At 62.6% G+C, this 5,449-nt stretch carries 8 protein-coding genes; 5 read left to right on the forward strand and 3 right to left on the reverse strand.

Features of this window, described 5'->3' with window-relative positions:
- The first annotated feature begins 231 nt into the window (after positions 1-231).
- The gene (locus tag C9413_RS26945; protein WP_170251147.1) at positions 232-1,014 is read left to right on the forward strand and encodes an ABC transporter permease; all 783 of its coding nucleotides are present in this window, start codon (positions 232-234) and stop codon (positions 1,012-1,014) included.
- Positions 1,015-1,171: 157 nt separating this feature from the next.
- A complete protein-coding gene (locus C9413_RS26950; protein ID WP_039845088.1) occupies positions 1,172-1,438 on the forward strand; it encodes an usg protein in 267 nt (88 codons plus the stop codon).
- 5 nt (positions 1,439-1,443) lie between these two features.
- Here C9413_RS26950 and C9413_RS26955 read toward each other — a convergent pair whose 3' ends face one another.
- Positions 1,444-2,169 (reverse strand): DUF2270 domain-containing protein, encoded by a 726-nt coding sequence (locus tag C9413_RS26955; protein ID WP_039845089.1) that lies wholly within the window; start codon positions 2,167-2,169, stop codon positions 1,444-1,446.
- A gap of 124 nt (positions 2,170-2,293) precedes the next feature.
- On the opposite strand from C9413_RS26955, the gene C9413_RS26960 reads away from it, so the two are divergent.
- The 3 genes from C9413_RS26960 to C9413_RS26970 all read left to right on the forward strand — a co-directional run bounded on the left by C9413_RS26960 (position 2,294) and on the right by C9413_RS26970 (position 4,261).
- On the forward strand, positions 2,294-3,106 hold the full coding sequence (locus tag C9413_RS26960; RefSeq protein ID WP_039846789.1) for a methyltransferase: 813 nt from the start codon (positions 2,294-2,296) through the stop codon (positions 3,104-3,106).
- A 184-nt stretch (positions 3,107-3,290) separates the two neighbouring features.
- On the forward strand, positions 3,291-3,983 hold the full coding sequence (locus C9413_RS26965; protein ID WP_039845090.1) for a glutathione S-transferase family protein: 693 nt from the start codon (positions 3,291-3,293) through the stop codon (positions 3,981-3,983).
- Positions 3,980-4,261: a metalloregulator ArsR/SmtB family transcription factor gene (locus C9413_RS26970; protein WP_052451526.1), complete on the forward strand. Its 282-nt coding sequence runs from the start codon at positions 3,980-3,982 to the stop codon at positions 4,259-4,261. Before C9413_RS26965 ends, C9413_RS26970 begins: the two co-directional genes overlap by 4 nt.
- 1 nt (position 4,262) lies before the next feature.
- Here the strand turns inward: C9413_RS26970 and C9413_RS26975 are convergent, their stop codons facing one another.
- On the reverse strand, positions 4,263-5,081 hold the full coding sequence (locus tag C9413_RS26975; RefSeq protein ID WP_039845091.1) for an ATP-binding cassette domain-containing protein: 819 nt from the start codon (positions 5,079-5,081) through the stop codon (positions 4,263-4,265).
- 10 nt (positions 5,082-5,091) lie between these two features.
- Positions 5,092-5,449, reverse strand: a 358-nt coding sequence (locus C9413_RS26980; RefSeq protein WP_170251146.1) for an ABC transporter permease subunit, incomplete at its 5' end; no start/stop codon positions are given.

Here is a 5,449-nt window from a genome sequence, read left to right on the forward strand (position 1 = left end):
CCCCACCGCCCGTCTCCCCTCCCTTCCCCCTCCCCTGCCCCCCCCGGGCCTCCCGCCCCGCCCCCCCAAGCGGTTTTTCTCCTTTCCCCTCTCCCCCCGCGGCTCCTTCCGCCGCCTGGCGGCCTCCTCGTCGTCCCGCCCCGGCTATACGGACCCTGGGGCGAGCCCCCCGGGGGCCCGCCGATGAGCTAGGCGCACCCCCCCACCCCGCCGCAGCCGGCGCCGAAGGAAATCGTCAAGCCGATAACGGGCACGCGCGTCGTCGGCTCGCTCCTCGTCCTCCTTTGGGCGCTGCTTGCCGCAAGCCTGATCTACATGGTGATCGCCGGCTGGGACGTGGACAAGTTCACGCGCTACGGTCCGCGCTACCTGCACGGCCTGATGACGACGATCATCCTGGTGACGATCTCCGTCATTTTCGGCGCAGCACTTTCCCTGCCGCTCGCCTTCGCGCGCATGTCGAAGAACAGGATCATCAGCACGCTTGCCTATTGCTACGTGTACGTCTTCCGCGGCACCCCACTCTTGGCACAGCTCTTTCTGATCTACTACGGCCTCGGCGGCTTCCGCGCGCAGCTCGAAGCCGCCGGCCTCTGGTGGTTCTTCCGCGACGCCTGGTATTGCGGTCTCTTCTCGATGACGATCAATACCGCCGCCTATCAGGCCGAAATCCTGCGCGGCGCCATCGAAAGCGTGCCAAGCGGCCAGCACGAGGCAGCGTCAGCGCTCGGCATTCACAAGGCCGTCGCCTTCCGCAAGATCGTTCTGCCGCAGGCGCTCATCGTGGCACTGCGCCCCTACGGCAATGAAATCATCCTGCTGATCAAGGGCTCTGCCGTCGTCGCCATCATCACCGTCCTCGATCTGATGGGCGAAACCCGCTACGCGTTCTCGCGCACCTTCGATTACCAGACCTATCTCTGGGCGGCGATCTTCTATCTTTCGATGGTCGAAGCGCTCCGGCATTTCTGGAACTGGATCGAGCGCCGCCTGACACGGCATCTAAAGCGCTGACCTCTTGGTAGCACTCCGAGATGAGTGCTGCCAAGCCACTGAAATCAAAAACAAATAGCCTTTTCCTCCCACATCTGTCAAGCTTGCGTTTACCGACGCGTGTTTCCATTTCATATAATGTTCACAGACGTGACATGGGAACGAAACCGAGGCTGAGATGAACAAGGATTTCGAAAAGCAGCTTCAGGGATACGGGCTGACGACCGCCCACATCCTCTACCACCTGCCGGATCACCCGGCGATCCTCCAGACCTACATCTGGCAGGAATATGATCTTGCTCCGGATTTTCCCGAAATGCGCGGCTTTCTGAAGTTCTGGCAGGAAAAACTGGACGGCCCGCTGCATTCGGTACGCTACATCCACCGCAAGCTGATTTCGGCAACGGAATGGCGCGCCCTGAAAGGCGAGTTCATTCTGCATTGAGGCGGCTAGACATGCGCTTCGCCACGAATGAACTCGCCTTTGTCGGGTTCCCGGCGTAACACGCCGTAGAGGATGGCGAGATAGAAGGCCGCCACGAGAGCAATCACCACGAGGCCCGGAAGCGGCCCGAGCACGGCATTGTCGATCACATAGGTCCAGGAATGTGCCTGTGCCAGCGCGCTTCCCTCGGTCTGCAGTTTCGGCGTCGTGATTTTCAGCGCCCAGGCAAGCAGCATGATGAGATACATCCAGCTGTAGTTGCGTCGCAGCCGCCGCTGGACGGCATCCGCATAGGTCAGTAGGAAGGTCGGCTTGCGCAGGCTGCTTGCAACCACCGGACCCCAATCGCGCACGGAATTCGCCTCCGGCGACAGGATCTGCGCGAAATAGTTTTTTTCGACCTGCCGGACCCGGGCCCGGTAGATATCGAAGAACCGGTAGCGCCTCGCCTCGATCAGCAAAAGCAGCGAGATCAGCATTATTCCGAAGAGAAGCACCCCATGATGCGCGGTCGGCGTCGACAGCGAGAGGGAGAGCAATGCTGCGACCACCGTGATCGCCCAGTTCGACGTCCGGTCGATGCGATCCCGCCAACTCGTCATGCGTCCGAGTTCGCCGCGATAATAGTGCGCGAGCGTATTGGTGATTTCGACCGGCGTCAGCGGCAATGGCGGCGTTGCCTCCTTCCGGGCGCTCTCGTCAAGGCCGGGCTTGCTGATGTCCGTCGTCATGGCATTCCTCCCTTTCCTTCTTATTGAGATCTCCATTTCGCATTCTGCGCCTCCAAGGCCGCCATTGCAAAAGGCGGCAAGCCGCCTTAGAGGCTTGCCTGAACTTAAAAAGGTGGTGACGGCAATGGCAAAGAAAATCGACGAGGAAGCGCTTGCGGAAGCCTATAACCGCGCCCTTGCCCTCGAAAAGGCCGGTGACATCGACGCTGCCGTGAGGGCCTATGAGGAGGTGCTGGCAATCGACCCCGAAGACCACGGCGGCGCGGCCGTCCGCATCGCCTCGATGGGCCGCGGCGAAACGCCGGTCAGGGCGCCGGATGCCTATGTCGAAACCCTTTTCGACCAGCATGCCGAAGTTTTCGAGGACGTGCTTGTCGAGCAGCTCAGCTACCACGTCCCCATGCTGGTGCGCCAGCGCCTGCAGGAGCTGAAGCTCGACCGCTTCAAGCGCCTGCTCGACCTCGGATGCGGCACGGGGCTCACGGGCGGCACGCTGCGCGACCTCTGCGAGGAGATGACGGGCATCGATATCTCCGAAAACATGGTCGAGATCGCCCATGAGAAGGAAATCTACGAGACTCTCTTCGTGGCCGAGGTCGAGGACTTCCTCGACGACAACGACGAAGAGGCCTTCGATCTCATCACCGCGACCGACGTGCTGCCTTATCTCGGCGCCCTGGAGCCGCTATTCTTCGGCGTCGCCGAGAACCTGACACCCGGGGGCCTTTTCATCTTCTCCTCCGAGACGCTCCCGCCAGCCGACGGACGCCTTTATGCCGTCGGCCCGCACCAGCGCTTCCTGCACGCCGAAGCCTATATCCGCGACCGCCTGACTGCGACCGGCTTCGACCTCGTAGAGATGAGCGAAATCAACGTCCGAATGCAGGAAGGTCAGCCAAGTCCGGGACATCTGGTGATCGCGCGGTTGGCCGGCTGACGCGCACGATCCTTCAAGTTGCATTCGCCAATGAGCATCTAGCCTCCCTGACGCGACATAAGAAATAACGGATCGGCGCGCTGCATCGGATACTTACCCAATCAGGATACCATCCCTTGCGGCCCGCGCCGCAACCTGATACTTAGCCATTCAGTAAACTTTCCGGTCACTGAAGGCACCATCCATGTCGCTGGTTCTTTACGGACATCCCCTCGCCTCCTTCTGTCACAAGGTGTTGATCGCGCTTTACGAGAACGGCACGCCTTTCGAAAACCGCACCGTCGATCTGGCCGATGAACCGTCGAGCGCCGATCTCTTCCGCTTTTGGCCGGTCGGCAAGATGCCGGTCCTGCGCGACGAGGCGCTGGACAGCACGATCCCCGAGACGAGCATCATCATCGAATATCTCGACCGACATTACCCCGGCCCTATCCGCCTGTTGCCGGACGATATCGACCGGGCGCTTCGCGTCCGTCTCTGGGACCGCTTCTTCGATCTCTATGTGCAGACGCCGATGCAGAAGATCGTCACCGATACCCTCCGGCCGGACGGCGGCAAGGATCCGCATGGCGTGGAAGAGGCACGCGGCACGCATGCAACGGCCTACGGCATGATCGAGCAGCAGCTCGGCAGCAACCAGTGGATCACCGGCGACAGCTTCACGATGGCCGATTGCGCTGCGGCACCAGCCCTCTTCTATGCCGAAACGCTCGTGCCCTTCGGCGACGACCAGCCGAAGCTCCGCGCCTATTACGAACGCCTGCTCGAGCGGCCGTCCTTTGCGCGGGTGCTGAAGGAGGCACTGCCCTACTTCAAGTTCTACCCGTACAGTCACCAGCTCCCGGAGCGCATCCGCAGCGAAATGCCCGCCGAATGATCATGGAACCTGCCGCCCTCGACCGGATGTTTCACGCCTTGTCCGACCGCAGCCGCCGCGGCATGGTCGATCGCCTCGGCCGCGGCCCTGCCTCCGTCATGGAGCTGGCAAAGCCTCTCTCCATGACGCTGCCGACAGTGATGAAGCATCTAAGCGTGCTGGAATCGAGCGGCCTCGTGCAGTCCGAAAAGGCCGGCCGCGTCCGCACCTATCGCCTGCAGCAGGACGCGCTTGGCCATCTCGATCGCTGGATATCCGAGCGAAATCGACAATACTAACCTAACGCGCCGCTTCCTTGCCGAGGATCGCCGCAAGCAGCTTGCCCTCCATTTCGGCGAGTTCGGCATCGCCGTGCCTGCGCGGATGCGGATAGGGGATCGCCAGATCGAGCGCGATCCGCCCCTCGTCGAGCACGATCACCCGGTCGGCCAGATGCACCGCCTCGCTGACGTCATGCGTCACCAGTACGGCGGTGAAGCCGAGTTCGCGCCAGACGCGATTGACGAGTTCCTGCATGCTGATGCGCGTCAGCGCATCCAATGCCCCGAGCGGTTCGTCAAGCGCCAGCACGCCGGGCTTGCTCACCAGCGCCCGCGCCAGCGCCACGCGCTGCCGCTGGCCGCCGGAAAGCCGTGACGGCCATTCCGACGCCTTCTCGGCAAGCTGCACTTCGGAGAGCACCGCCGCCGCTTCGGCCAGTGCCAACCGCTTCTCCACATTGTCGCCAAGCCCGACGGCTGCGTTCTCCGCCACGCTCAGCCACGGCAGCAGGCGCGGCTCCTGGAAGACGATGCGCGCGTTCGGCTGGCCCCCCGCACCGGCGGTATTTTCGAAGCGCACCTCACCGGCCGTCGGCTGATCGAGCCCCATGAGGATCCGAAGCAGCGTGCTCTTGCCGCAGCCGCTCTTGCCGATCACCGCGACGAACTGGCCCGCCGGAATGTGCAGGTTGATGCCGCGCAAAACCCGGTTGCCGCTGAAACTCTTCTCAAGGCCCGTCAGCGTGATCGAAGCGGCACCGGCTTGCCCAACGGGCGCTTCCGTCTCGTATTCCGGCGCAGCAGCCCCCTGGAAGCGCTCATGCGTGATGACGGTCATTGCGTCTCTCCTATTTCTGATAGACGGGGTTCCACGTCAGCGCCCGCCGCTCCAGCGCCCGCGCCACGACATCCGCCACCTTGCCGAGCACGGCATAAATCACCAGCGCCAGCACCACGACATCCGTCATCATGAACTCGCGGGCATTGTTCGCCATATGGCCGATGCCGGAGGACGCGGCGATCGATTCCGAAACGATCAGCGTCAGCCACATGATGCCGAGCGCATAGCGCAGCCCGACGAAGATCGAGGGCAGCGCGCCCGGAAAGATCACCTTGCGAAACAGCGTCCAGCCGCCCATGCCATAGACCTTGCCCATCTCGATCAGGTCGCGGTCGACGTTGCGCACGCCGTGATAGGTATTGAGA

The sequence above is a fragment of the Rhizobium sp. SEMIA 4085 genome (genome assembly GCF_013004495.1).
In the GTDB taxonomy this organism is placed as follows: domain Bacteria; phylum Pseudomonadota; class Alphaproteobacteria; order Rhizobiales; family Rhizobiaceae; genus Rhizobium; species Rhizobium gallicum.